Origin of the sequence: Nostoc sp. PCC 7107 (assembly GCF_000316625.1) — a bacterium.
Taxonomy (GTDB): Bacteria; Cyanobacteriota; Cyanobacteriia; order Cyanobacteriales; family Nostocaceae; genus Nostoc_B.
Genome location: NC_019676.1, coordinates 437,742 through 463,565, shown reverse-complemented (window position 1 = coordinate 463,565; position 25,824 = coordinate 437,742). Strand labels below are relative to the sequence as shown.

General features: G+C 41.5%; 20 protein-coding genes. 10 read left to right on the top strand and 10 right to left on the bottom strand.

Annotated elements, in window-relative coordinates; all coding sequences use genetic code 11:
• Positions 1-256: 256 nt before the first annotated feature.
• Entirely contained in the window at positions 257-7,348 is a 7,092-nt protein-coding gene (locus NOS7107_RS01995) for a phytase (RefSeq protein ID WP_253274497.1), read from the bottom strand.
• Positions 7,349-7,531: 183 nt separating this feature from the next.
• Between NOS7107_RS01995 and NOS7107_RS01990 the strand changes: the two genes are divergently transcribed.
• Complete coding sequence (locus tag NOS7107_RS01990; protein ID WP_015111317.1) at positions 7,532-8,389, top strand: N-acetylmuramoyl-L-alanine amidase; 858 nt, start codon at positions 7,532-7,534, stop codon at positions 8,387-8,389.
• A gap of 93 nt (positions 8,390-8,482) precedes the next feature.
• Here NOS7107_RS01990 and NOS7107_RS01985 read toward each other — a convergent pair whose 3' ends face one another.
• Positions 8,483-9,190 (bottom strand): ROK family protein, encoded by a 708-nt coding sequence (locus NOS7107_RS01985; RefSeq protein WP_015111316.1) that lies wholly within the window; start codon positions 9,188-9,190, stop codon positions 8,483-8,485.
• A gap of 178 nt (positions 9,191-9,368) precedes the next feature.
• Between NOS7107_RS01985 and NOS7107_RS01980 the strand changes: the two genes are divergently transcribed.
• Together NOS7107_RS01980 and NOS7107_RS01975 are read left to right on the top strand one after the other, a co-directional pair.
• A complete protein-coding gene (locus NOS7107_RS01980) occupies positions 9,369-10,169 on the top strand; it encodes a creatininase family protein (protein WP_015111315.1) in 801 nt (266 codons plus the stop codon).
• Between the two features lie 121 nt (positions 10,170-10,290).
• Positions 10,291-10,818: a 2TM domain-containing protein gene (locus NOS7107_RS01975; protein WP_015111314.1), complete on the top strand. Its 528-nt coding sequence runs from the start codon at positions 10,291-10,293 to the stop codon at positions 10,816-10,818.
• Between the two features lie 74 nt (positions 10,819-10,892).
• Here NOS7107_RS01975 and NOS7107_RS01970 read toward each other — a convergent pair whose 3' ends face one another.
• The 4 genes from NOS7107_RS01970 to NOS7107_RS01955 form a co-directional block, all read right to left on the bottom strand.
• Positions 10,893-11,408, bottom strand: coding sequence for an IS630 family transposase (locus NOS7107_RS01970; RefSeq protein WP_083889652.1), 516 nt, complete (start codon positions 11,406-11,408; stop codon positions 10,893-10,895).
• A 35-nt stretch (positions 11,409-11,443) separates the two neighbouring features.
• The gene (locus NOS7107_RS01965) at positions 11,444-11,953 is read right to left on the bottom strand and encodes a helix-turn-helix domain-containing protein (protein ID WP_015111312.1); all 510 of its coding nucleotides are present in this window, start codon (positions 11,951-11,953) and stop codon (positions 11,444-11,446) included.
• A 162-nt stretch (positions 11,954-12,115) separates the two neighbouring features.
• Complete coding sequence (locus NOS7107_RS01960) at positions 12,116-13,456, bottom strand: TldD/PmbA family protein (protein ID WP_015111311.1); 1,341 nt, start codon at positions 13,454-13,456, stop codon at positions 12,116-12,118.
• 67 nt (positions 13,457-13,523) lie between these two features.
• On the bottom strand, positions 13,524-14,996 hold the full coding sequence (locus NOS7107_RS01955) for a TldD/PmbA family protein (RefSeq protein WP_015111310.1): 1,473 nt from the start codon (positions 14,994-14,996) through the stop codon (positions 13,524-13,526).
• Positions 14,997-15,144: 148 nt separating this feature from the next.
• Between NOS7107_RS01955 and mazG the strand changes: the two genes are divergently transcribed.
• From mazG to NOS7107_RS01935, 4 genes are all read left to right on the top strand, one after another.
• Positions 15,145-15,969 (top strand): nucleoside triphosphate pyrophosphohydrolase, encoded by an 825-nt coding sequence (mazG, locus tag NOS7107_RS01950; protein WP_015111309.1) that lies wholly within the window; start codon positions 15,145-15,147, stop codon positions 15,967-15,969.
• Between the two features lie 244 nt (positions 15,970-16,213).
• Complete coding sequence (locus NOS7107_RS01945) at positions 16,214-16,996, top strand: Rpn family recombination-promoting nuclease/putative transposase (protein ID WP_015111308.1); 783 nt, start codon at positions 16,214-16,216, stop codon at positions 16,994-16,996.
• A 4-nt stretch (positions 16,997-17,000) separates the two neighbouring features.
• Complete coding sequence (locus NOS7107_RS01940; RefSeq protein ID WP_044499568.1) at positions 17,001-17,219, top strand: hypothetical protein; 219 nt, start codon at positions 17,001-17,003, stop codon at positions 17,217-17,219.
• Positions 17,220-17,245: 26 nt separating this feature from the next.
• Positions 17,246-17,848 (top strand): hypothetical protein, encoded by a 603-nt coding sequence (locus NOS7107_RS01935; protein WP_015111307.1) that lies wholly within the window; start codon positions 17,246-17,248, stop codon positions 17,846-17,848.
• A gap of 217 nt (positions 17,849-18,065) precedes the next feature.
• Here the strand turns inward: NOS7107_RS01935 and NOS7107_RS01930 are convergent, their stop codons facing one another.
• Positions 18,066-18,311, bottom strand: a complete 246-nt coding sequence (locus NOS7107_RS01930) for a DUF2281 domain-containing protein (RefSeq protein ID WP_015111306.1) — start codon at positions 18,309-18,311, stop codon at positions 18,066-18,068.
• A 454-nt stretch (positions 18,312-18,765) separates the two neighbouring features.
• On the opposite strand from NOS7107_RS01930, the gene NOS7107_RS01925 reads away from it, so the two are divergent.
• The 3 genes from NOS7107_RS01925 to NOS7107_RS01915 are packed head-to-tail and all read left to right on the top strand — an operon-like array spanning position 18,766 to position 23,644.
• Positions 18,766-22,752, top strand: coding sequence for a magnesium chelatase subunit H (locus NOS7107_RS01925; protein WP_015111305.1), 3,987 nt, complete (start codon positions 18,766-18,768; stop codon positions 22,750-22,752).
• A 54-nt stretch (positions 22,753-22,806) separates the two neighbouring features.
• Complete coding sequence (locus NOS7107_RS01920; protein ID WP_015111304.1) at positions 22,807-23,382, top strand: Uma2 family endonuclease; 576 nt, start codon at positions 22,807-22,809, stop codon at positions 23,380-23,382.
• Between the two features lie 34 nt (positions 23,383-23,416).
• Positions 23,417-23,644, top strand: a complete 228-nt coding sequence (locus NOS7107_RS01915) for an element excision factor XisI family protein (RefSeq protein WP_015111303.1) — start codon at positions 23,417-23,419, stop codon at positions 23,642-23,644.
• Between the two features lie 38 nt (positions 23,645-23,682).
• On the opposite strand, the gene NOS7107_RS01910 is transcribed toward NOS7107_RS01915, so the two are convergent.
• The 3 genes from NOS7107_RS01910 to NOS7107_RS29780 all read right to left on the bottom strand — a co-directional run bounded on the left by NOS7107_RS01910 (position 23,683) and on the right by NOS7107_RS29780 (position 25,512).
• A complete protein-coding gene (locus tag NOS7107_RS01910) occupies positions 23,683-24,198 on the bottom strand; it encodes a hypothetical protein (RefSeq protein WP_015111302.1) in 516 nt (171 codons plus the stop codon).
• A gap of 94 nt (positions 24,199-24,292) precedes the next feature.
• Positions 24,293-25,086, bottom strand: a protein-coding gene (locus NOS7107_RS27515; protein ID WP_085999800.1) for an IS5 family transposase whose coding sequence is annotated in 2 segments (ribosomal slippage) — positions 24,293-24,747 and positions 24,747-25,086 — 795 coding nt in all. Because the reading frame shifts where the segments join, the coding sequence is not laid out codon by codon here.
• A 78-nt stretch (positions 25,087-25,164) separates the two neighbouring features.
• Positions 25,165-25,512, bottom strand: a complete 348-nt coding sequence (locus NOS7107_RS29780) for a HEPN domain-containing protein (protein WP_367579901.1) — start codon at positions 25,510-25,512, stop codon at positions 25,165-25,167.
• Positions 25,513-25,824 lie beyond the last annotated feature (312 nt).

The window sequence follows — 25,824 nt, the reverse complement described above, 5'->3', positions numbered from 1 at the left end:
TTATCGAGTAAAGCTTTAAATAACTTTAATCCCTAAAATTTTGAGAATTTTATGATTATGGCTGACGGCTATGAGACATAAGTAAATTATTGGTAGATAGAGGCAGATAAAATAATAACTATACAAAAACTTGAGAAAGTTCAGTGTATAGGCGCAAAAATATTTATCAAAATAAATTAGCCCTACTTAAAAAGGTAGGGCTAATGGCTATCTTTTATTTCTTTTCCAGCGTGGTTATTTTAGCTGACTGACAAAATTAGGCGATGTTTAAATCAACGCGAACAATTAGATCGTTGAAATCGCGATCGCCACTTCTTGGTAAATCTTCAAAGCCAAAGATATTACTACCTAACAAAGCAATTTGGTCGGTTTGTCTAGCATTGGCACCTAAGAAGGGGAAGTAAACCGCTGGATTTCTGGGGTTACTATCTAAAATCGCTTCTGGCGTGCCATTAGCAATGATAAATGGTGCATAGATATAACCTCCTTGGAAGGTTGCTTCGTAAGTTGTTCTACCAGTGTTGGCTGTGAGGTCAATCCCTGGAACACGATTTCTGACAGCAGCCTCAGTATAACCAGCTTGTCCAGGTAAGATATCTGCTTGACCATCACCGTTGAGGTCAATACCACCATTCACATCGGTGACTCGGTAGAAACTGGCGTAGTTTCTGTAAGCTGCATCTTTGCTAACTACAAAATCAGCGGTTACTAATTCTGTAACGTTACGTAAGTCAATAAGTTCGGCTTGTGATTGACCTTGCAAAGCTGTACCAATTGGTAAAACCGTGTCGGTAGATTGGATATTTACCACCAAATCTTGGAAAGGCTGACCATTTCCCGGTTGAAATTCCCAAGCGAGAGAGAATGTATCGTTCCCCAAGTTGGTGATTCTTTGGGTGTTGGGATTAGCAAAGATGACGCTGTTGCTGGAGATATTACCAGCGCGGACATCATCACTAGTACCATTGCTGACTACATAGAATCTGATCTGGTCGCCTGAGTCAAATTCTAGTAATCGGGAAACATCAGCAGTATTCAAGCCACGATTCACCGCCGAGAAGATGGTTTTTGCCCTGTCTAAAGCAGCAGCGGTGTAACCTGCTTCACCTGGGGCAATACCGTTGATTCGTCCGGCAGCATCATCTACAGTAAACACACCGATTTCGTTGGTGCGATTGGAACCGCGTCTGGTGAGGTCTACTTGCAGTCTGGTTTTAGCACCACTGCCTTTGATGGTAAAGATATCACTGTTGGGAGTTTGGGTGAGGGGGCGATCGCGATCGGTAATGGTGACGGTGGCTGCTGTGTTGGTTGTACCAAGGTTGTAATTATTACCATCCACCAAAGTCAAAGTCACAGTTTCATTACCTTCGACCAAGTTATCATCAATTGGTGTAACGGCAATATCCACGTAGGTTCTACCAGCAGCGATGGTTGCAGTCCCGGTGAGGCTGTCGTAATCACTACTGTTAGCAGTGCCGCCAACAGTGTAATTAAAGGTCAAGGCAGTATTGGTATTACCGACGCGCGAAATGCGGAAAGTTCCAGGAGTGGAATCACCTTCTACGGCATTAGGTGTAGTGCTGGTAATGCTAACCACACTGGTAGCCAAATTCAGCGGTCTGTCTAACTCCAGAACAATTATTTCGTCGTTGTCGATATCTCCTGGTCTGCCTTGAGAGAAGGGATAGTTATTATCATTGGCAACCAAGATGGTGTTTGCATCTAGTACCAAGACATTTTCAATGGTGACAAAGGGGAAGGTAAATGTTGTGCTACCGTCTTGATTCAAGTCGTTGGGGTCTTGAATATTCAGCAAATCTGCGATTTCTTGTTTTTCAACAAAACCATTAGCATCCCGTTGTGAGAAGTCAACTTTGAAGATTTTTTTGAACTGGGCAGCGCTACCTTGGTTATTATCCCGTTCAATTACCAAATACTCATGGTCGTTGATGACGGTGAAGTCCCCAATAGCATAATTGGGGTTATCTAAACGGTAGTAACCAACCAAACCTTGATATTGCTGGGAGGCGACATCAAATTGATAAATCCGTAGTGAACCAGCTGGATCACCAGCCACAGTCCCTTCTAATAATGGATACAGAGTTTGTCTATCGGGACTGATGGCTAAACCTTCAAAACCTCTCGAACCACCAAGGTTAGCAACGGCTGGTTGTCCAACAAATTGGTCGCGGACTAAATCACCGACACCGGGAAAATCGGTAAAGTAAGCATCCACGCCCAACTCAATGAATTGTCTGTATTCTGCCAGTGGGTCGCCGTTGTAATCAGATGCTAAAAACACACTTTCATTGCGGAAGGTGTAAGGATGTACCTGTAAACCTGCGGCGTGGGCATCTGCGACTAAGGTTGTGGGAGTACCCAAGACTCTATCAGCGTCGGTAATTGAACCATCACCATCGAGGTCATCTGGTCTACCATCACCGTTACGGTCTACTGTTGTAGCGGGGATAATCAAGCGTTTGTTTGGCCCAATCCCGACTGCGTAAGTAGCGATCGCCGCGAGTCCTGTAGGTCTAATTAAGTCACCATAAGTGCGAGTATCACCATTAAATTGGAAGTCGTAAGGTTGACCTGTCGCGCCACCAATTAACTGAATTAAGGGGATATCGATTCCGGCTGCGGGTAAAATATTTTGTCTCAATTCCCGCAGATTACCCACCTCAAAAGATTGAATAAATACGCGGTCGGAATCAGTAAAGTTTTCCGCAACTAAGACATCTACCAGCAATTGTCCCAGACTGGTATTGATGGGTGTGCCGTCGATGCGTCTACCTTCAACAGCAAAGTAAGTGGGGTGTTTGGTTTCGGGATAAATGCCGATTTTCCGCCCAGTTTCGGCTTCGACCTGCTGCACTAAATCAATGATTTCTTCGAGGGTAGGAACTTTCAAGCCATCATTGTTAAATCGAGTTCCCCGCAAGCCCGGTAAGCGTTCGATCGCATTCAGTGTTCTGATTTCTGCCAGGGTGAAATCTTCGGTAAACCAACCTCTGATAGTTCTACCATCAATAACTTTAGTAGTTAGCCGATTAGCAAACTCAGGACGCAGGTAAACATCAGTGCTGGTGTCAGTCAGATTAACTGAACCATCATTGTTGAGAATTGCCAAAGCATTTTCGTGACGGGCGATTAAACGTCCGTCTTTGGTAGCTACTAAGTCAGGTTCGATGAAATCTGCACCTTGAGCGATCGCTAGTGCGTATGCTTCTAAGGTATGTTCAGGACGCAAACCACTCGCGCCACGGTGTCCAATAACTAATGGTGCATCACCACTTAAGGTATTAAACTCGCGCAGGTTGCGGACATCGGGGTTTTGGGGAGACCTAACAAACTGCCCGGTTAATTGGTCACGCACCAAATCACCAGTCCCAGGGAAATCAGTAAAGTAACCATCTACACCCAATTGAATAAACTGGCGAAACTCCGCTTGAGGATCACCGTTATAATCTGATGCGAGATAACGTCCTTCGTTGCGGAATGTGTATGAATGTACTAACAAGCCTGCATCATGGGCATCACTCACCAAAGAAGTTGGTGCAGTTAAGGTTGTATCTGCGTCGTTAACTAATCCATCACCGTTGACATCATCAGCCATTCCATCGCCGTTTGCATCCACACCGCGAACAGATACAATCATCCGCTTCCAAGGGCCGATTCCTTCGGCGTAGGTGGCAATTTCTCGCAAACCTTCGGGTGTTCTCAAATCTGCGTATGTGCGAGTATCGCCACTAACTTCAAAGTCAAAAGGTTGATACTCAATCAGCGAACCATCAACTCTCACATCACGGGCATCTAACAACTGGATTAACGGTAAATCAATTCCAGCCGCAGGTAAAATCACATCATTGAGTTGACGGAGATTACCGACCTCAAAAGATTGAATAAATACTCGCTCAGGGTTAGTAAAATCATTAGCAACCAACAAGTCAACTAATTTTTGACTGATATCTTGATTGATGGGTGTGCCATCCAAACGAGTCCCAACTGATGCAAAGTAAGTAGGATGTTTGGTTTCAGGATAAATGCCGATTTGTTTACCAGTTTCTCTTTCTACCTGCTTGACTAAATCGATGATTTCTTGCAAGGTAGGAATTTCATACAAATCGTTAAAGGCTTGAGTGCGGAAACTCGGTTGGATTCTCGCGCGGAGAGTTTTGATTTCTGCTAGGGTAAAGTCTTCGACAAAGAAACCATCCTCAGCGATACCGTCAATAACTTTTGTTCTGCGGCGATCGGCAAATTCGGGATGATCTAAAACGTTGGTGGTGTTAATAATATTCGGTTCGTGACGGGCAATCAATACACCATCTTTTGTCACCACAACATCCGGTTCGATGAAATCTGCACCCTGTTGAATCGCCAGCATATAAGAACCAAGGGTGTGTTCTGGTAGTTCTCCGCTTGCGCCTCGGTGTCCAATCACAATCGGTGCTTGACCGTTTAAAGTATTGAGATTGGTAATGTTGGGTGTGGGAATGGGTGCATCTAACAGTTTACCGGTTGCATCAAAGTGCAGTAAGTAAGGGCCAAACTCATCCCCAATCCAGAAAGTTCCATCTTCCGCAATCACAAAAGATTCAACATCAAAATCTGCACCAGTGAGCAGGCGATCGCTGGTGTTTTCATTCACAATCTGGAAAGGTACTTTATTATCAGGGTCAGATAGCTGAATAAAGTTCAAAATATTGACGCTACCATTCCCACCCGGTTCTGCACCCCGGAAACTCGGATCAACCCGATAAATCCGCAATAGGTAGTCTGCGCTGTTATTTTGACTGCCAAAACCATTGTCAGATAAAAAGTAGAAGGAATTATCATCCGCCACTTGCACACCACTAAACCCTTGTACTGGTTGGGCGGCGAAGGGGACATTCCGTCCGTTGGTATTCCCGGTAATTGCACTACCAGACCTTGGCCCCTCAGCAAAGGTATCAGCAGGAAGGGAAGCAAAACCTTTGAGGGTGACTCTGGGGACAAACTGGGAAGTATCGGGGTTGCGAGGATTGTAACCTGTGGTGTCGATGGTTAAAGCTTCTGGAAAGGCGTTGGCGATGTTTTCCCAAGGGACAAATTTAAAGTTACTGCTGATGTTTTCGATTTCGCCATCATCTTCTACCAGTACGGCGGGATCATTAGAACCGTCTTGAGTAATGAATACGCCTGATAGGAAGTTAGCACCTAAAGGCACATTGATCACATCTGCGCCATCAGATTCTTGTACGCTATCAATTGATCCGTTATTCCCGACAGCAAAACTACCGATATATTCGTTATTACCTGCACGGTTGTAAGCCACAAAGGTGTTATCGCCTTGGCTGGAAGCTAACAGATAGCCTTGACCATCGCTACCATAGTAGATAGTTAATCCTTCGACATCGTTGGTGAGATTGGTACCACCCAAATCACGGACGCGATCAATCAGTGTACCTGTATTGCTTCCAAAAGGTTCTGCGTCAAATTTCCAAATACCGACATCTTCTTGACCGATGTAGAGATAGCCTGTTTCTTGGTCAACTACCATCCCTTCGGTTTGAGGCGATCGCCCTTCTGTGGTAGGAATAGTAAATTCCCGCACTAGTTCAGCACCAATTTGACCGTTACCTCTGTCAATTAATCTTAGCTGGGCGACATCTCCAGTTTCTCGACGGCTGACAAAGGCATAGTAATCATTAGTTTGGGGGCTGCGGTATAGCGCCAAACCGTAAGCACTGCGTTCGTCGGATGAATAAGGCGGTTCAAAGGGTGCTGCTTGAAAGATAGTACTGATGCTGCTGTCGGTAATGTCTTCTAAATATGCACCGGGAGTTGTGGGGTTAGGATTAATTTTGAAGATTGCTAGTTGATCATTTTCGCGATCGCTGGCTACAGCAATATCAATGGTTTGATTCCCCAATTGAAAGCCATATTGCAAATCAATGTTGTTGTAACGGATATCGCCAGGATTAAAGGTTTGCAACAATTCCCCAGATAAGTTGTAAACCCGCAACCCACCATTTTTCACTGAGGTTAATACTAAGCTGTCGGCGGAATTGGTGGCGTTGACATAAATTGCTGGGTCATCTGCATCGGCATTTTGGATATCATCATCCAATAAAGCAGGGCTGGTTTCAACAGTCGGCGTAACAGTGGGAATTAAATCTGCACCCAAGGTGAGAATTTGGGTGAATTGGGTAGGGCTGAAGTTGTTGTCACTAACTAAAACAATTGATTGGCGACCATCTGGTAAAGTAGGGCCAAATTCTATCCCTTCAACGTTATCTAACCCTGTTGGTAAATCCAAATCATTCAAATTTAAAACCAAGCGTTTTTGGGCTGGTTGAATTGCAGCTAATTGTTCCGCAGTTAAACTATTGAGTGAGTCAATACTGCTGATATCAGTTGCACCTTGGAGAGAGATTTCGTAAATTTTGATTGTATTACCTGTACCAGAAATTCCTGTAGAAAACGAACGTTCTACAGCTAGTATTGTCCCGCGATTATCAATAGCCAGTAAATCTACTAAGCCGTTAGTGCTAAATGCAGTTTCCGGTACAGGTGTTTCTGCTACTGGGTCAGTTACATACAGATATTCTCTTTCTGGCTGTCCGGTAGCTAAGTTGTATTGCAGAATCCGCGAAGGTGTACCAGATGTAACAGAAGCCACTGCCCCATCTTGGAATAAGGCGTTTTCTGTGGCGGTGAATAAAGTTGTTTGGTCTGGGGTGATGGTAAGACTTTCTAAAGCTAAGTTATTCCGCACACCAGAGGTTTGAGTATTACCTGCTGTGATTACTGGTAAGAATTTTGTCGGGATAGTCAAAGAACGCACTTCTTGGCCTGTGCTGAGAGAAAACTCTCTCACAAAGGGATTTGTCACCCGACCAGCACCAGGATTTACTTCTCCTTCGGAAGAAATGAAAACTGTACCGTTGTTAGTTAAGACAATATCTTCTGGGTCTAAACTCAACGCCGCAAACAAGTTTCCATTGCTATCTCGTAGAGGAGTGACATTTGTAAACGTCACATTATTATTAGCAGGATTCCCAGTGAAAGTATAAAAGCGGGCGGGGCCGATTTGAGAGCGATCGTCCGAGATGGCATAATAACGGTTATTAGCAGCATCATAAGCAAGACCAGACAAACCACCCACTTGAGTAGGTGTACCATTGACGATTCCCGCTACACCAGAGGGAATAAAGCCCGTCGCAAAAATTTGCTGTCCTAAAAATCCGACGTTGGTGATAGTTGTACCAGCTTGCATATTTTTGGGTATGGATAAATCAGGATAGGAGAAGGCGATGCCCCTGGCAAGCCGCTTCGCGTCTACGCAAATTTGGCAAGACAATATAAACTGCAAAGATGCACTTTACAGCTTAGGCGATCGCAATTAAATTAATGTTGGATTCAGTGCTTCACGCTATCCCAGCTAGGTTAAGAAATGTCTAGCAAAAGGTTAATTAAAGAAGGCAGGAGTTAAACTCTCGTTTCGATTAAGATTATTTTTAGCTGTATTCTGAAATCTGCAAACATGAGTTTTAGAGACTGGGCAACCAGGGTGCTATTAATTTCTTTAATGTTCACCGCTTTGAGTGTGGCACTCTTGATTGGCAAAATTAACCAATTAAAAACGCATCCCATCACGTCATCAAATCAAGAGATTACTACCAATTGGAGTGAATATCCCCAAACACAATTGCAATCCTCTAAAAATCAACCTACTAAATCTTCAGTTACTACCAGACAAAATGTTGGCAGATATAGAACTACAGAGGCTTTTGCTCAATATCAACCCAGATATCAAATCGCTGCGGTAGATCCAAGTAATTATGGCGATCGCTATACTCAAGATGTTAATGGTGTAAAACTCACCAATCAACCAATTATTGTCATACATGAAACTGGTTATTCTGCCGATAGTGCAATTAATTTTTTTCAGACACCTCATGAAGATGAAAGTGTCCAAGCCAGTTATCATACATTAATTAAACTAGATGGCACAGTTGTTTATTTAGTACCACCAGAAAAGCGAGCTTTTGGGGCGGCTAACTCAGTATTTGAAAGCTTTAATGGCGTTGAAACTGTCCAAACTAATCCTAACTTATCACCATCTGTAAATAATTTTGCCTATCATGTTTCTTTAGAAACACCACCCGATGGACGCGGTGATAATTATATTAAAGCTCATAGCGGCTATACTCAAGAACAATATCATTCTCTAGCTTGGTTAATTGCTCAAAGTCAAATTCCCGAAGACCGCATCACTACCCATCAACAAGTTGATCGTTCTGGTCAAAAAATTGACCCAGTAAGTTTTGATTTTGATCAATTCCTGACTTTACTTAATACCTATCGTCAAATCAGCCCAGTTTATCGAGCGCAGGGGTAATGTAATAGAAGGTAGAAGTCAGGAGTAAAATATTAATTAGTGGTGAGTATGAATCCCTCACTACACTAATTAATTTCAGACTTCATCAAATTCCTAATCGCGCCACAAAGCAATTCCACCTAACAAACCTGTCACATTAGGAACAAGTTTGACATTAAGTGGTAGTTGTAAATTAATTTTCACAGCTTCACCACCACCGATATAAAGATAATCATAATTAAATAAATGCTGTAAAGAGATGATCGCTTTTTCTAAGCGTCTGTTCCATTTTTTCTCGCCATACTTTTGTAAAGCTGCACGTCCTAATTGTTCTTCGTAAGTCTGTTTTTTGCGGAACTGATGGTGTCCCATTTCCATATTTGGCACAAGTTTACCATCAACAAATAAAGCTGAACCAAAGCCAGTCCCCAAGGTAACGACTAACTCTACACCTTTACCAGCGATCGCACCTAAGCCTTGCATATCTGCATCATTAATTACCCGTACTGGCTTATTTAAACGTTGAGACAATACTGTGGCTAAGTCAAAGCCAACCCAATCAGAATGTAAATTTACCGCTGTTTCTGTGACTCCACAGCGCACCACACCAGGAAAACCCACCGAAACGCGATGAAAATCACCTTGGGCGGCGGCTAAAACTGCGATCGCATTAATTACCACTTCCGGTCTTGCTGGGGATGGTGTATCTACCCTCGCCCTTTCTGTGAGGGGAGTTCCAGTAATATCCAAAACCATCGCTTTAACACCGCTACCACCAATATCAACTGATAAAGTGCGAATTGAACCATTTTCATCAACCATTGAATTTTCCTTGTTGTTACTTGTTCTTTGGCTATTATGCGTCTCTACTTCTGGTAATATCCTGATGTATAAGAGAGTCTTCACAAGACTCAAAATTTTAGCAATCATCAAGCCAGTTTAGGAGATGATTGATTACTCAAAGCTTTGAAAACACTGGCACTCAGCACTTTGCTATAAAATGCACAGCTTTATTCCCCCAGAACGGTTTTTTCCCTACCTGACTTGGAATGATATCCAAGATATGCCCAATAAAGAAAATGTGGTAATAATTCAACCAATAGGGGCGATTGAACAACATGGCCCCCATTTACCATTAATTGTGGACGCAGCGATTAGTGTTGGTGTTTTGGGAAAAGCCCTGACTAAGCTAGATGCAAACATCCCTGCATACTCTTTGCCCACTCTCTATTATGGTAAATCCAGCGAACATTGGCACTTTCCTGGCACAATTACCCTCAGTTCTGAAACCCTGACAGCCATAATTATGGAAGTGGGAGAAAGTATTTATCGGGCTGGGTTTAGAAAACTTGTCTTGATGAACTCCCACGGCGGACAACCGCAAATTATGCAAATGGCGGCGCGAGATTTACACGTTAAATATGATGACTTTTTAGTATTTCCGCTGTTTACTTGGCGCGCGCCCAATATTACCAAAGAATTGCTGACTCCTAAAGAAGCCAAACTTGGTATGCACGCTGGAGACGCTGAAACTAGCATTATGTTGGCAATTTTACCAGAACAGGTGAAACTCAAAAAAGCTGTTGCTGAATATCCGCCAGAACAGCCAGAAAGTACTTTAATTAGTTGGGAAGGACAATTACCAGTATCTTGGACGACACGCGATATTAGTAAAAGTGGGGTGATTGGTGATGCGACAACCGCCAGCAAAGAAAAAGGCGATCGCATCCTGGAATCTCTTTCTGATGGTTGGGTACAAGTTATTCAAGATATTTACGCCTTTAGGCTACCACAGAGTTAGTTTTCCAAATAATGTTTGTTAAATGACTTCCACCAGTTTCTGGATTTGTTAATGTAGAATTAGTGCTTGTTAGTAGAACGGGCGATTTATTTTTATCAATAGTAAATCAGAGATAGTAACTATGGCGGCATTTGAACCTAATAATCACCGTTCTTATAGTCAAGAAGATGTCCAACGCATTCTTCAATTGGCGATCGCCCGTCAAGCTGATGACCAAGATAAAGAATTTTCTTATGAATTATTATTAGAAATCGCTGGTGAGTTAGATATATCACCAGAGTCTTTACAATTAGCTGAAACAGACTGGCGATCGCAACAAAGCGAAATTCAACAACGTCAGGCTTTCGATACTTACCGTCTCTCAAAGTTTAAAAAACGTTTGGGTAATTTTGTTATTGTCAATAGTTTTTTAATATTAGTTAATTTTTTTCTGATTGTTCCTAGTATTCATTGGTCACTAGGTATTTGCCTATTTTGGGGCTTGACTGTTGGGCTAGACTTTTGGAATAACTTTTACGCTAAGGGTGAAGCCTATGAAATCGCTTTTCAAAAATGGCATCGTCAACATCAGTTAAAGCAAAACTTCAATACAGCAATGAAAACTGCCAATACCCTTGTTAATAAATGGCTGAAATCATTGCAGGTTTAGGCAATATTAAATTAAAGCAACAATTGTTTTATATTATGAAATCTGATCTAAAAATTTCATAATCTTATACCAATTTAATATGAAGCTGCATAGAAAAGAGCTTCTAAAATAAAGTTATAAGAAGAGATAGAAATCACCTGTTGAGATGTTAATTGCTCGAACAATTGCTGTAGGCGAGTGCGTAAGTCTTGCAAGTCAGAAAACAGTTCATTCTTGAGAGATTTTTTGAGAAACTGCCATAGCCTTTCAATGGGATTAAGCTCAGGAGCATGAGGTGGTTGCAGCAGGGGAATAATATTTTCAGGCCAATTAATCGCACTACTGATATGAGCAGGAGCTTGGTCTATTTGTAAAATTGCATAATCTGAACCTAATTGTTGCGATAAGCAGTCTAAAAACTGTTGAAAATACTCACCATTGAGATGCGGGTATTCTTGCTGAAAATGTTGTCCTGTTAATGGTTCAATTGCACCATAAATCCAAAAATTTTCTCTTTCCCATTTCACTGCTACAGTTGGTTTGACTCCAGCGGCCGTAATTACTTTTCCCGTTAAAGTTTTTAATCCCACCCTGGTTTCATCCTGACACAGATAATGAATACACTTTCCTGGTGCTAGATGTTTTTCTAGCCTCTCGATAATGATACCGAGTTTTTTTTAAACTCAGATACTAACTTCTCATCCTGCTTATGGCTTTGTGGACGTGGTACTTTGAGCTTTGCTCCTAATTTATATCTAACTAACGCATATACTGTTGCATACTCTACTTCCAGTCCCTGTTCTTTTTTTAACCACTCCACTATTGCGCCATAGCTACTAAAGCCTTTTCCTGTTTTTAACTCCTCTGTTAGTGCCGCGATCGCTACCTCATCAATTTTTCGTTTTGCTCCCGGAGCTTTTTTAATTTCTAATAATTCATCTAGTCCACCGACTCTATATCTTTGTAACCACCTTGTGACAGTTGATGTATCTAGAGCCAAGCGTTTTCCAATTTCTTGCTGTTCATGAACCTGTCCGCTTTTTATCCACCACAGCATCATCAGTTTTTCTTTCTGGTTTCCTACGTTGGCTGTTTGTAGACGTTTCTTTAATTCTGCTTCGCTTTCTGCAATTTCAATCTTAAAAGGGCGGCTCATGCTTATTTTTATTTATCCACTTTATTCCCTCTATTATATGCAGCTTCATATAAAATTGGTATTAGTGTTGGGTAGAGGTGCAGTTAAATATCTTTCATACACCTCCACCAACCTACTTTTTCCTGGATTTATACTCGACAAAAATCAGCAATTTGTCATCTATTATTCCCCAGTAATTGAAAGTCCCTCAACCCATACTCTCGGACAAACACCGCCTGGGGTTAATTCGACTTCTTTTTCTAGGTACACAATTGACTTGAGAACTTGTAAAAAATCCCCAGCAACTGTAGCTGATTCAATACTTGTCTTCTCACCTTTGTTGATTAACCAACCATCAAACGGTAAAGAAAATGAGCCTTGTAAAGCTTTTACACCAGCGTGTAAAGCTTGCAAATCATCAATTAAAATTACATTTTCCGCAGTTGCTAAACTAAATTCTTGCTCAGGGTTAGCGGCTGCAAATACATGATAAAAATTGGGACTAACGCTAACTTTTGCACCAATACTCGCGTTACCTGTGGGTTGAGCATTCATTCTTTTAGCTGTACCCGCACTATGTAAAAATCCTGTTAACACACCATTTTCAATTAACGCCACCTTCCGAGTAGGAGTACCTTCGCCATCAAAAGTTTCCGCACCAACATTAGCAGGGTGCAGAGCATCATCATAAACTGAAAGCAAAGGAGCAGCAATTTCTTTGCCTAAATCATCAGGAGTAGACAAACTTTGATTATCTAAAATGCTTTGAGCGTTAAATAAATTAGAAAAAGCACCCAACAAACTTAAAAAAGCATCTGGAGAAAACACAACTAAATATTTACCAGATTTAACTTTTTCGTAGTTTAAGTGACTGATAGTTTTGTCTGCGGCTTCTTTAATACAGCCATTAATGTCAAGATTATCAACACTGTGGCTAATTCTAAAACTATTACCACTGCGAGGTTTTTTATTTTCTTCTTCAGTTTTGCTGTAAAGATAAACTGAGGCGATGGAGTGAGATTCGGTTCTAACTGCACCATCACTGTTGAGATAAAATCTGTCAATATCTCTTTGCGCTAAACCGTTGTAAGGTACACCTTTAATGGCTGGATGAGCAGTTAGTAATTCTTTTTCTGCTACCAGTAATTTTTCTATCAGTTCCGCAACTGGGGCTTGAGGCGCTTTATCTTTTGGTATTTGAGCAATCGGAACTGTCGCCTCTGGACTGAAATCGGGAACATTTTCTTTAACGCCAAAGAAACTAGCATCGTAGGCAGTTTTTAGCGCTAGTTCTAATCCTTTGGGATCTACATCTGTGGTGCTAGTAATCCCAATTGTGTTTTGCTCATTCCAAACACGCACTGTAACTCCAGAGCGATTTGAGGCTTTAACTTGTTTTGGCTCACCCTGATCTACTTGGACGCTAGTTTCATCTATGGTTGAGCCATAAATGTCAAATTTTTTGATGCCAAGTTTATCAGCATTTTCCTTGGCGTAATTGGCGATTTCTTGGATATTTGGCATAGTCAATTTGGATTTTGGATTTTAAATTAACCGCAGATGGATGTTATTCATCTGTGGTTGTATATAATTAACGTCCGCCGACGGTGATGGAATCAACTTTAATATGTGGTTGTCCAACTGTGGTGTAAATGCTGCCACTGACGGAACCACAGAAGCCTGGAGCTAATTCTAAATCTTGGGAACACATAGAAATTTTATTCATAATTTCCTTGGCTTCACCAATTAAAATTGCTCCTTTTAATGGCTTGGTAATTTTGCCATTTTCAATTAAGTAAGCTTCATCCACACTAAAGTTAAATTGACCTGTAGCGCCAACACTACCGCCACCCATTTTTTTACAGTAAATGCCTTTATCAATAGAGGCAAATAAATCTTCGTTGGTGTATTCCCCAGTGGCAATGTAGGTGTTACGCATCCGGCTGGCAGCAGCAAAGGTATAATTTTGGCGGCGGCCGCTACCTGTTCTGGGGTGTCCGGTACGCCAAGAACCGGCTCTATCGGCTAAGAAATTCTTGAGAATACCTTTTTCTATGAGTAATGTTCTCTGTGCCGGCATACCTTCGTCATCCATGTCAATTGTCCCGAAGGCATTGTCAGAACGTCCTTCATCCCAAGCTGTTAAACTTTCATGGGCAATTTTTTCGCCTTTTTTGTCGGCAAAGGGGGTAGTATTGCGCTCAATTTGGGTGGTTTCTAGCAGGTGTCCGCAGGCTTCGTGGAAGATTACCCCGCCAAAGTGATTGGCCATGATGATGGGGTAATTACCAGATTCAACATAATCTGCATACAGCATTTTGCCAGCAGATTCAGCGATTTGCTCGGCGGCTTGGGTATAGTCCCAAGTTCTCAGGAAGTTAGCATCGCTAGTATTTCCTGCACGTTCACCAATAGAAGAACGATTAGCACCATCGGCAGACAATAAGTTAAATCCTACAGACTGGGTGAGGCGAATGTCACGGGCAAAGGTGCCATCACTAGAGGCGACTAACACTTCTTGCCAATCTCGGAAATAAATGGCGCGGCGTGATTGGACATGGCTGGCTTTTTGCATGAGAGCAGCATTACCGTCCAAGAGGATTTCGCCCATTTCGCGGATAGAGCTACACAGCCCTAACCAGCTATCTTTACCGCGTTTTGTGGCGTAGTCTCGCAATAATTCGAGGTTAATTTCTGGGATAAAAGAATAAGGTGCGGGTAGTTGTAACCCTAAAATGGAAAGTCCTTTTTCTAAAGCTGCTTTCAACCCAGCAAAGGAAAGGTCATTTGTACTCACATAGCAATCACCTTTGCCGCGAAAGACTCTCACCCCTGCACCTGTAGCAAAACTAGGTGAAATGCTGGTGATGGCATCGTCTTCTGCTAAACAATTAATGTAATTGCGACGCTCTAAGAAAAATTCGATGAAGTCAGCACCAGCGGCGCGTCCTAGTCCCAAAAGGGTTGCCAGGGGGGCTTCCCACGTTTCATCGAATCGTTCTGTAGTGGAGGAGTATTTTAAAGTTGGTAGTTGGTTCGAGAGAAGTAGGGTATTTGTAAGCATGGGTAGCCTCGTCTGCTGGCTGAATTTCAGAGATTTAACTGAAAAATCCTAGTGTCACTCTAGCAAATTTACCCAGAATCGAGGGAATGGGGGTGGGGAATGGGGCGACAATAGTAGAAAAAGTATTTAGGTGGGCAATAGATTAGTTATGGAACTAAATCACAATCAGGCTGAAACATTAGCGGCGTTACAAGAATTAATTGATGTAGTGGCAAAATTGCGATCGCCTGATGGGGGTTGTCCTTGGGATTTAGTACAAACTCCCGAAACGCTTATACCTTATGTGATTGAAGAAGCTTATGAAGTGGTAGATGCAATTCAAAGTGGTGATCAAGCGGCAATTTCTGAGGAATTAGGCGATTTGCTGTTACAAGTTGTTTTACAAGCCCAAATCGCCAAGGAGTACCAAAAATTCACTCTCAAACAAGTCGCCCAAGGGATTTCGCAAAAACTCATTCGCCGCCATCCCCATGTTTTTGGTGATGTGTCGGTACAGAATATCGATGAGGTGCGGCAAAATTGGGAGCAAATTAAAGCAGCAGAAAAAGGCGAAGCAACTCCCGAAAAACACCAACTTAGTGCCAAACTCAGCCGCTACGGGCGCACTCTGCCCCCATTGATGGCGGCGATGAAAATTTCTCATAAAGCGGCGGCGGTAGGCTTTGAATGGGAAAATATTGATGGCGTGTGGGCAAAGTTTCACGAAGAGTTAGGCGAGTTTCACCAAGCTTTGGCAGAGGAAACACCAGAACGCCAACAAGCAGAGTTAGGCGATTTATTATTTGCGGTGATTCAGTTAGCCCGTTGGTATAATCTTGACCCTAGCGCCGCTTTGCAAGGGACAAATCAGCGGTTTGTGCAGAGGTTACAAAAAATGGAGGCAGTGGTTGACCGCCCCCTCTCTGATTACAGTTTGGATGAGTTAGAAATACTCTGGCAACAGGCAAAAGCTCAACTTGCCCAAGAGTCTTAATCAAGAATTTTAGATTCGGTAATTTATCAATGGGCAATCAAAAATCTAAAATTGGCATCCTTGTTTTTGGAGAAAAATTGGCTGAAATCTATTAATTATGTTGTCGGGAATAAAGTAATATGAAAAATTTTCTTTATAAATCTTTTGAAAACCTTCGATTTTACATTAGTCCGAGCAGGCGGACTTTGTTCTGATAGCCGCGAATTCCATTCGTTGGGGCTAAGTGCTGATAAAATTACAACCTATGTATGATAATGTCTGTAAGTTCCTTGCTGAATCATTTACCAGTGACTTTGCAACTTGGCTACTGAATGAACCAATTGCACTAACTCAACTAAGTCCATCGGAATTATCCCTCGAACCCATACGGGCAGATGCGCTAATTTTGTTACAGTCTGATGAAATTGTCCTCCATCTAGAATTTCAAACCAGACCAAAAGTTGAGATTCCCTTTCGGATGAGTGATTATCGCTTACGCGGGTATCGCAAATTTCCCCAGAAAAAAATGCGTCAGGTAGTAATTTATTTACAACCAAGCGATTCTGAGTTAGTTTATCAAACCGAATTTATTTTAGAAAATAGCTGGCACAGATTTGACGTAATTCGACTGTGGGAACAGCCTACGGAAATATTTTTCAATTGCCCAGGTTTGCTACCATTTGCAACTTTAAGCCAAACCAATAATCAAACGCGAACCTTAGAAGAAGTAGCTCAAGTTATTGAAGCAATCGAAGATACCAGAATCCGCAGTAATCTTGCTGCATCAACGGCCGTGTTATCTGGGTTAGTATTAAATAAGGACGTGATTAAAAGAATTTTGCGGAGTGATATTATGCGCGAATCTGTAATTTATCAAGATATTTTACAAGAAGGTCTTGAGCAGGGGATTCAACAAAACACTCAAGAAATTGCCATCAAACTGATTAATAAAGGTATTAGTCTCGAAATAATTGCGGATGCCACAGGTTTAACTATTGAACAGTTGCAAAAATTGCAGGCTCAAACAGAAGACACTCAACCCCAGTAACTTTATGCGTGAATTGGTTATTGATCAAGATATTTGGCAAGAATGGTTTCAGGAAGGTTTTGAACAGGGGTTTAAACAAGGTTTAGAACAAAAAGCTCAGGAAATTGCCAGAAATATGCTGAGTAAAGGTTTTGATATTGAATTAATTGTTGAAGTTACTGATTTAACTGTCGAACAGGTTCAAAAATTACAAGCTCAAATAGAAAATACTGAAATTCAATGATGTTCAAACAAAATATTTAATTCCTCATGTCTTATAGTGACTTCTCACTGGCAAAAGTCAAACGCGACTTCAACTTAAAAATAGTTGAAAACGCACGTTTTTTACCAGAAATACAACCAATAAAACCTACTCCTTATCTCCAAGAAGCACTAAGTGAAGGCATCCCACTAGCAACAGCGACAAGTTCAGAAAAAGCCCGATCAGAGTTAATTATTAGTCCTATTCTTTTAGAAGTCCGAAAAATACTCGAACGCAAAGTTAGCTTGTTTTCGGGTGAAGATTTTACAGTTGCACCAGATTTAGGCTTAAGTGGGGTGTGTGATTTTTTAATTAGCCGCTCACCTGAACAAATATTTATTGAAGCTCCTGTTATTGTAATTATTGAAGCGAAAAAAGGTGATTTGAAACCAGGTTTAGGGCAATGTGCCGCAGAAATGATTGCAGCGCAAAAATTTAATGAAACGAATAATATCCCAATTAAGACAATTTACGGAAGTGTTAGCAGTGGCACTACTTGGAGATTTTTGAAATTAGTAGAGCAAACATTAAGTATTGATTTGACTGATTATACAGTTCCTCCAGTGGAAATTCTATTAGGAATGTTGGTTTGGATGGTGCGAGAGGGGTAGTGAAAATATAAATACTAATTACCTTGATAATTATCTACATTATTTAATTCATCTGCTAAATAAGATAACTCTTGAGAAGTTGGAATTTTCATACTAATCAAAAATACTATAGGACTCGCATTTGATTTCTGAAAAAAATACAGTACACCCAAAAAATGCTCTTTCCTACTCTCTACTCTCAGCCTTGAAAGATAATTTCAAAAATCAAATCGGATGCCTATATTTCTCCTTCGCCCATCCAAAATTCATCAGGTAAAGGATCATTAAAATCATCACTCATCCAAATTTCGCCTCGATTTAAGTCTGGGAGTCGTTGTTGAAGAGTTTCTTGGGTTTTTTCAGGTTGAGCATATTTTTGCATTAAAAATTCCACAAAATCTAAGACCTGCTGTTGCTGTTCTGGTGCTAGAGTTTGCAACTTGGCAATTAATTCTGAGGTGGTATTTACAACTTGAGTAGCCATCGCACCTCCTCCCTTAGTAAATCTGATTTTATGTTAGTTGTTTAGTCAGGCGATCGCTCTTTATTTGGTATCACTATGAAAAAATGGGGAAATAATACGCGAATCCTGACCTCTTTATTATTCTTTGCTTAAATTTACTATTAAATACTTGACAAAATTACATATTTATTTTTTTGACTATATCGCTCCTCAAAATTACCGATTTGTGAGAATTATAGGAAAAATATTAAGATTTTGTTACATAATTCGAGCATTTACTTTTATTATTTATTAATGTTTGTTAACAAAGTTTGCGATTTTTATATCAATTTGTGTCATAAATCAGGCAAAATGCTCTCTGGGCAAGGTTTTTCTGATAAAAAACACTTATTGCCGAATAAAAGAAGTAATCAGTGGCGTTATCAGCCATCAAAAACTTCAAGTCGAGAACACGCATCAAAGGAGCAGAGGAAGCATGTTCACCCACGTCAAGTCCACCATTAGACACATTGCGCCTGAAAACCTGCGCGGACGTAATTTAATTAAGGTGGTCTATGTCGTGCTTGAGTCCCAGTACCAGAGTGCATTATCGCAAGCGGTTCGCACAATTAACGCGAACAGTCCCGATCTGGCGATCGAAATCAGTGGGTACTTAATTGAGGAACTCAGAGACCAAGAAAACTATGAAGAGTTCCAACGCGATATACAAAGTGCCAATATTTTTATTGCCTCTCTGATTTTTATCGAAGACTTAGCACAAAAAGTAGTAACCGCAGTAGAACCGTACCGCGATAATTTAGACGTTGCCGTTGTTTTCCCCTCAATGCCAGAGGTAATGCGCCTAAATAAAATGGGCAGTTTTTCCTTGGCGCAGTTGGGTCAATCGAAGAGTGCGATCGCACAATTCATGCGGAAACGCAAAGAAAAATCCGGTGCCGGATTCCAAGATGGAATGCTGAAACTCTTGCGGACACTGCCCCAAGTGTTGAAGTTCTTGCCTATGGAAAAGGCACAGGACGCACGCAATTTCATGTTGAGTTTTCAGTATTGGTTAGGTGGTTCTCCAGAAAACCTGGAAAACTTCTTGCTGATGCTGGCTGACAAGTATGTATTAAAAGGCGTAGACAAACAAGGTTCTGCGTCTCTGGAATATGAAGCACCAGTTGTTTACCCTGATATGGGGATTTGGCATCCTTTAGCAACCACCATGTATGAGGATGTCCGAGAATATCTCAACTGGTATACAGCCCGTAAAGATATTTCCAGTGATTTGAAAGATCCCCTAGCCCCTTGTGTAGGCTTAGTATTACAACGCACTCACCTAGTTACAGGTGATGATGCCCATTACGTGGCAATGGTACAGGAATTAGAATCCCTCGGCGCACGGGTAGTGCCTGTGTTTGCTGGTGGTTTGGATTTCTCCAAGCCTGTGGATGCTTATTTCTACGAACCAACCACCAACACAGCACTAGTTGATGCAGTCATATCCTTAACTGGTTTTGCGTTAGTTGGCGGCCCAGCTAGACAAGACCATCCCAAAGCAATTGACTCACTCAAACGCTTAAATCGCCCTTACATGGTGGCGTTACCCTTGGTATTCCAAACCACCGAAGAATGGTTAGATAGCGATTTAGGCTTACATCCCATTCAAGTAGCTTTACAAATTGCCATTCCTGAACTAGATGGGGCGATTGAACCGATTATCTTATCGGGTAGAGATGGGGCGACAGGAAAAGCGATCGCACTGCGCGATCGCATCGAAGCTGTTGCCCAACGTGCTTTGAGATGGGCTAACCTGCGCCGCAAACCCAAACTAGATAAAAAAGTTGCCATCACCGTTTTCAGTTTCCCCCCCGACAAAGGCAACGTCGGTACAGCAGCTTACTTAGATGTATTCGGTTCCATCTACGAAGTCATGAAGGCGCTGCGAAACAACGGCTACGACTTGCCAGAGTTACCAGAATCAGCTGAAGCTTTGATGCAGGAAGTCATCCACGACGCACAAGCACAGTATGCCAGCCCGGAACTGAACATTGCTTACAAAATGTCAGTGCCAGAATATGAGGCACTCACACCTTATTCCCAACGCCTAGAAGAAAACTGGGGGCCACCACCAGGAAACCTCAACAGCGATGGACAAAACTTGCTGATTTACGGTAAGCAATTTGGTAACGTCTTTATCGGTGTTCAGCCTACGTTTGGTTACGAAGGCGACCCGATGCGGTTGTTATTCTCCCGTTCCGCCAGCCCTCACCACGGTTTTGCGGCTTACTACACCTATCTTGAAAGAGTTTGGGGTGCGGATGCGGTACTGCACTTCGGTACACATGGTTCCTTGGAATTCATGCCAGGTAAGCAAATGGGGATGTCTGGTGATTGTTACCCCGATAACTTGATTGGTAACATTCCCAACCTGTACTACTACGCCGCTAACAACCCCAGCGAAGCCACAATTGCTAAACGCCGCAGTTACGCCGAGACAATTTCTTACCTGACACCACCCGCTGAAAACGCTGGTTTGTACAAAGGGTTGAAAGAACTCAGCGAGTTAATTGCTTCTTACCAAACCTTAAAAGATAGCGGTCGCGGTATCCCCATCGTCAACACGATTATGGATAAATGCCGCATCGTCAACCTGGATAAAGATATTAACTTGCCCGAAACCGATGCCAAAGATATGACCCCCGAAGAACGGGATAATATTGTCGGCAGCGTCTACCGCAAGCTAATGGAAATCGAATCTCGGTTATTACCTTGTGGTTTGCACGTCATTGGTAAACCGCCAACTGCTGAGGAAGCCGTTGCTACCCTGGTAAATATTGCCAGCTTAGACCGTCAAGAAGAAGAAATTGTCAGCTTACCGCGGATTATTGCCAATAGTTTAGGGCGGGATATTGACGAGATTTACCAAAATAGCGATCGCGGTATCTTAGAAGATGTCCAACTACTACAAGAAATCACCCTAGCTACTCGTGCCGCCGTTGGTGCATTAATACAAGAACAAACCGATGCTGAAGGAAGGGTTTCCCTAGTTTCCAAGTTGAATTTCTTCAACATGGGCAAAAAGGAACCTTGGGTAGAAGCACTGCACAAAGCTGGGTATCCCAAAGTTGATACCTCAGTTTTAAAACCCCTGTTCGAGTATTTAGAATTCTGCTTACAACAAGTTTGTGCAGACAACGAACTCGGCGCATTACTCAAAGGCTTAGAAGGCGAATATATTCTTCCCGGCCCTGGTGGCGACCCCATCCGTAACCCCGATGTATTGCCCACAGGTAAGAACATCCACGCCCTCGACCCCCAATCGATTCCCACGGCGGCGGCTGTCCAATCAGCCAAAATCGTCGTAGATAGACTATTGGCGCGGAATAAAGCTGAAAACAACGGTAATTGGCCAGAAACCATCGCCTGTGTTCTCTGGGGAACCGATAACATCAAAACCTATGGCGAATCCCTGGCACAAATCATGTGGATGGTCGGTGTCCGTCCGGTTCCTGATTCCTTGGGACGGGTGAACAAGTTAGAGTTAATCCCCCTAGAAGAGTTGGGAAGACCCAGAATTGATGTAGTAATTAACTGTTCTGGTGTATTCCGTGACTTGTTCATCAACCAAATGAACTTGCTAGACCAAGGGGTGAAGATGGCGGCGGAAGCAGATGAACCATTAGAAATGAACTTTGTCCGCAAACACGCTTTGCAGCAAGCTGAGGAAATGGGTATTAATCTGCGTCAAGCAGCCACCCGCGTCTTCTCCAATGCTTCTGGTTCCTACTCCTCAAATATCAACTTGGCGGTAGAAAACAGTAGTTGGGACAGCGAAGCCGAGTTACAAGAAATGTACCTCAATCGCAAATCCTTCTCCTTCAATTCCGATAACCCCGGAATGATGGATGAATCCCGGCAGATTTTTGAAAGCACCTTGAAAACTGCTGATGCAACTTTCCAAAACCTGGATTCCTCTGAAATTAGCTTGACAGACGTTTCCCACTACTTTGACTCAGACCCCACCAAGCTGGTAGCAAGTCTGCGTGGTGATGGTAAAAAACCTTCATCCTACATTGCAGACACCACCACAGCTAACGCCCAAGTCCGCACCTTATCCGAAACCGTGCGCTTAGATGCCCGTACCAAATTATTAAATCCCAAGTGGTATGAAGGTATGCTGTCTCACGGTTACGAAGGTGTCCGCGAACTCTCCAAGCGGTTGGTAAATACCACAGGCTGGAGTGCAACAGCCGGCGCAGTGGACAACTGGATTTATGAGGATACCAACGAAACCTTCATCAAAGATGAAGAAATGCAAAAACGGTTACTTAACCTCAACCCCCATTCTTTCCGCAAGATTGTCTCAACTTTGTTGGAAGTAAATGGTCGCGGTTATTGGGAAACTAGCGAGGAGAATTTAGAACGCCTCCGCGAGTTGTACCAAGAAGTTGAAGACCGCATTGAAGGCATAGAATAGGATTACATGGGCAGGCCTAAAGCCTGCCTTAATTTTTCAATCTGGGATCTTCCTATGAATGCTTTAACAATCAATCTGAAACCAGCGTTGGAATTGACAGATGAGCAATTTTTTCAGATATGTCAAGCAAACCGTGATTTGAAATTTGAACGCACTGCTACGGGAGAATTAATTATCATGCCACCCACGGGGGGAGAGACGGGAAATAAAAACGCTAGAATTACTCAACAAGTAATGAATTGGACTGATGCTGATGGTACTGGCATTGCTTTTGATTCTTCTACTTGTTTTAAATTACCTAAAGGTGGCGATCGTTCTCCTGATGCTGCTTGGATAAAGTTAGAACGATGGAATGCTTTAACTGACGAACAAAAAGAAAAGTTTCCCCCCATTTGTCCTGATTTTGTCATTGAGTTACTTTCCCCAAGTGATAGTTTGAAGGTTGCACAGGAAAAGATGAGGGAATATATAGACAATGGTGTGCGTTTAGGTTTATTAATTAATCGTAAATCCCGACAAGTAGAAATTTATAGACAAGGTAAGGAAGTTTATGTTTTGGAATCTCCTATTACAGTATCAGGGGAAGATATTTTAAATGGTTTTGTTTTGAATTTAGCAATGATTTGGTAATTGAGGATGTAGAAGAGCCAGAAGTGATTTTCCAATGGATAAATTCATTCGGTATCGCCAGCTTGTACCACAAATACTACTGGAATATAGTGAGCAAAAGCCATCTCACGGAAATATAGAAGTTGATGAGACAATTCTAGATAAAGAACGCGACCATTATCAAATAGTTAATGTAGGCTGGGAATGTCAAAATTGGGTAAATAGTTGTATCATCCACATTGACATTAAATGTAGCAAAATTTGGCTATTATTCAATACCTAGAAATAAACCGATTCTTGTGCTTCTCTAAAGATTGTATACTATATATATTTTTCTAAATCAGCCAATGCCAATTTAACTTTAACTGCTAATGTCTGAACATCAGTGTTAAAATTATCCATTAAATTTTTCTTTTGACTAAAATTAGATATCAAAAATGACTTTTCAAATTCATTTAGTTGGTTTTCTATATCTGTATTAATTTCAAATTCATTTGATATATTCTCGAGCCTTTGTGTACATGATATAACTGTATTTAGTACATTTTTATCTTGAATTCTTTCAGAAATTGATGGATAAAGTCGTCGAACAATATAATTTTTTACTAAATACTTAATTTTTTCTCGGTTCTGCCGAATTTCTGCATCATATATAATATAATTTTCAAAGCAATTACTAGCTATTTTCAAACATAGTTTAGCTCCATTTGACATTGAATTGGATAACTTAACAAAATCATTGGTTACATTAATATGATGCCATTCATGAGCCATTAATAAAGCATCATAGTTACTATTATTTCTCAATTTTTTTGCATTTGATAAAATTTCATTCATGGAGTTAAATAAAACTTCTGAATTGGGTAAATTTAATAAATCTTTATAGTAATCAGAAATTGTTGTTGTTAGAGACTATTTATAAAGTAAATCTTTAGACGACAAGACGACGCAACATAATCCGAGTCATAACAGCATATATAGCAGCTTCACTCATTTCGGGTAGGCGCTCATAATCTTTGCTGAGACGATGATATTGGTTAAACCACCCAAATGTTCTTTCGACTACCCAACGTTTCGGTAAAACCTGAAATTCTGACTCGGTACGCCGTATGACTTCAACATGAGCTTGGATCATCAACCAAACACAAAGAGCAAACTTATCACCGTCATAACCGGAATCAACCCATAAAACTTCAACTTTCTCAAGTAATTCAGGACGCTCCTCTAACAATTCCATCAAAGCATAGGCAGCAAGCACTCGCTCTGGGGCATTTGCTTCACTTACAACCACTTTCAACAATAATCCCAGGCTATCAACCAAAGTCTGTCGCTTTCGCCCTTTTACCTTTTTACCGCCATCAAAACCGTACACATCCCCCTTTTTTGGTCAGTTTTAACTGACTGACTGTCTGCGGCGAGGGCGCTGGGTTGTGTTGATTTACCTAATTTTAAGCGAACCTGACCGCGTAATGAATGGTTTAATTTTTCCCATACCCCTTTGCGCTGCCATTTGCGGTAGTAGTTGTATACAGTTGAGCTGGGCGGGAAGTCTCCCGGAAGCATATTCCATTGGCATCCTGTCTTCAGGTGATAGTAGATAGCGTTGCATACCTCCCGCATATCAGTTGTGCGCGGGTGTCCTCCTTCTTTCGCTGGTGGAATCAAGGGGGCTAGGATTTCCCACTCCATATCTGTTAAGTCTGTGGGGTAAGACTTTCGCGCCATACCTAACTATGTAAATACACTACGTTTAATGTATCTTATCGTTGTCATAACTCTTTTCTTTTCGCTTTTAGATTTACTTTATAAATAGCCTCTTAATGCAACTTGATGACTATTAAATTTCAGAGCATTCAATTTCAATGGATCTCTTGTATTGGCAGAATTTCGTGCAAACAATTGGCTAATATTATGATCTTGTGGGTAATTACCTAGAGCCAGAAATATAATTAATCTAGCACTGTGAAATATTGAGTAATAACTAGCTGTAGTAGACCAGTTTAATTTCCCACTATTTTTTAAATCAATCCCTACTGCAAAATCTGATGCTGCTGAAATCAAAAGGCACAATGCTACGTATAGCTTCTGTGATTGTCTTTCATCAGTTTCATTCCAAAAGATATTTGAGTGCAAGTTCCTGAATGCTATCACTGTAAAGTCCAATATAATCTAAGTGTGCATTAGTATATCGTTCCCGAAAAATTATAAAAAATATCACAAATTATACTTCGCTATGAAATTAGGCTCTCCTAGACTAGCTATAACAAATTAATACTTGATATGAGGTTAAATCCTTACATAGTCTAGAATTCAAGAATAATAAAGTTAATTTTTATTAAATTTTTAGTTTTGTTGTAGACAAACCTTGTTGTATCAATCGTTTGAGCCATTTTTTAGTGTTAATTTATCAACCCAAGTCTGGGAGAGCCTGAAATTAATATCTACTGGAGTGAAGAAGATTAA